The organism is Flavobacterium bomense (genome assembly GCF_003970355.1).
Genome location: NZ_RYDJ01000045.1, coordinates 1 through 2,152, shown reverse-complemented (window position 1 = coordinate 2,152; position 2,152 = coordinate 1). Strand labels below are relative to the sequence as shown.

Below are 2,152 nucleotides of genomic sequence, written 5' to 3'. Positions count from 1 at the left end.
TCACGAATACTTTGTTCAGCCTCCAAAATCTCTTTTACAAATTCAGGATTATAAGGTTTGTCTTTTTCTTCAATTTCAAAACCTAATGATTTTGCCAAAGATTTCAATACTGGAAAATCTTTTTTCTTAACGTTTTTTAAAATGAGTTCCATATCTATTATATTTTAATAGTGATGCTTCAAATTTACAAAAATTATCCCACCGAACCTTCTAACGAAATTTCCAACAATTTCTGTGCTTCCACTGCAAATTCCATTGGCAATTTGTTCAACACATCTTTGCTGAACCCGTTTACAATTAAGGCAATGGCTTTTTCGGTTGGAATTCCGCGTTGGTTGCAATAGAAAACTTGGTCTTCGCCAATTTTACTCGTCGTGGCTTCGTGTTCTATTTTGGCCGATGGATTTTTGCTTTCGATGTATGGAAAAGTATTGGCGCTGCAATTATTTCCCATCAAGAGCGAATCGCATTGCGAAAAATTCCTTGCATTGTCTGCATTTGGACCAACTTTTACTAAACCTCTATAGCTATTGTGTGATTTTCCAGCAGAAATTCCTTTGGAAATAATCGTTGATTTTGTGTTTTTTCCAATATGAATCATCTTAGTTCCTGTATCGGCTTGTTGATGATTATTAGTTACAGCAATCGAATAAAATTCGCCTACTGAATTATCTCCTTTTAAAATAACTGATGGATATTTCCAAGTGATTGCAGATCCGGTTTCTACTTGTGTCCAAGAGATTTTTGCGTTTTTTTCGCACATTCCTCTTTTGGTTACGAAGTTAAAAACACCACCAATACCTTCCTTGTTTCCAGGATACCAGTTTTGAACGGTCGAATATTTGATTTCGGCACCATCCATTGCAATTAGTTCTACCACAGCTGCGTGCAATTGATTTTCGTCACGACTTGGAGCGGTACAACCTTCTAAATAGCTTACATAACTACCTTCATCGGCAACTAATAAAGTTCTTTCGAATTGTCCTGTTCCTGCTTGATTAATTCTAAAGTAAGTTGATAATTCCATTGGACAACGAACGCCTTTTGGAATATAACAGAAACTTCCATCAGAGAAAACAGCCGAATTTAATGCCGCATAAAAATTGTCTTTTTGTGGGACAACTGTTCCCATATATTTACGAACTAATTCTGGATGCTCTTTTATTGCTTCAGAAATACTCATAAAGATAATGCCTTTCTCGCCTAATGTTTTCTTGAATGTTGTAGCAACAGAAACGGAATCGATAACAATATCCATCGCGACATTGTTCATCATTTTTTGTTCATCGACAGAGATACCTAACTTTTTGTACATTTCTAAAAGTTCAGGGTCTACATCGTCCAATGTTTTATTGGGGTCAACTGCTTTGGGAGCAGAATAATAGGAAATGGCTTGAAAATCTGGTTTGGTATATTTTACATTTGCCCATTCCGGTTCAACCATTTGCTCCCAAGCTCGAAAAGCTTCGATGCGCCAATCGGTCATCCATTCTGGTTCTCCTTTTTTAAAGGAAATAGCACGAACGATATCTTCATTTAAACCAATTGGAAACGTTTCCGATTCTAAATCAGTATAAAATCCGTACTCGTATTCCTTGGTTTCGAGTTCAATTTTTAAATCGTCTTCTGTGTATTTTGACATATTTTTTTGTCTTAAAGTTTTTTAAAGTCTAAAATTTCAAAGCCATTTTGTCTTGCGATTTTATGACTTAGCACTTTTGACTATAGTGAAAATGATTCTCCACATCCACAAGTTCTACTTGCATTTGGATTATTGAAAACAAAGCCTTTTCCGTTTAATCCGCCAGAAAATTCTAAAATGGTTCCTGCTAAATACAGGAATGATTTTTTCTCTACGGCAATAGTTATATCATTGTCAACGAATATTTTATCATCGTCTCCCTTCGTATTGTCAAATTTCAAATCACAAGACAAACCCGAACATCCACCACTTTTTACGCCAACTCTCACGTAATCTATTGCGGCATCAAAACCGTCATCTTTCATCAAATCGATGATTTTTTTTTTGGCAGTATCAGAAACTTGTATCATAGCTTATATAGAATTTGTCTAAATAAAGGGCAAAGATATTACATTTAATGCTTTTTGTCAAACATATAACATTTTTATAACTATAATTGGATAGAAAAAG

The 2,152-nt window shown here is 34.9% G+C and carries 3 protein-coding genes; all 3 read right to left on the bottom strand.

Annotation, left to right across the window (positions count from 1 at the left end):
- On the bottom strand, positions 1 to 152 hold a 152-nt coding region (locus EKL98_RS18630; protein WP_199740719.1), incomplete at its 3' end, for a DUF2683 family protein.
- A 41-nt stretch (positions 153 to 193) separates the two neighbouring features.
- Positions 194 to 1,642 carry a Fe-S cluster assembly protein SufB gene (gene sufB, locus EKL98_RS15370; protein ID WP_126563086.1) on the bottom strand — a complete coding sequence of 483 codons (1,449 nt, stop codon included), beginning with the start codon at positions 1,640 to 1,642 and terminating at the stop codon, positions 194 to 196.
- Between the two features lie 80 nt (positions 1,643 to 1,722).
- Positions 1,723 to 2,052 (bottom strand): HesB/IscA family protein, encoded by a 330-nt coding sequence (locus tag EKL98_RS15365; protein ID WP_126563085.1) that lies wholly within the window; start codon positions 2,050 to 2,052, stop codon positions 1,723 to 1,725.
- Between the last annotated feature and the right edge of the window lie 100 nt (positions 2,053 to 2,152).

Bases quoted from the DNA above. Each gene is read 5' to 3' on its own strand.
- sufB (WP_126563086.1), bottom strand. From the start codon at position 1,642: ATGTCAAAATACACAGAAGACGATTTAAAAATTGAACTCGAAACCAAG.
- EKL98_RS15365 (WP_126563085.1), bottom strand. From the start codon at position 2,052: ATGATACAAGTTTCTGATACTGCCAAAAAAAAAATCATCGATTTGATG.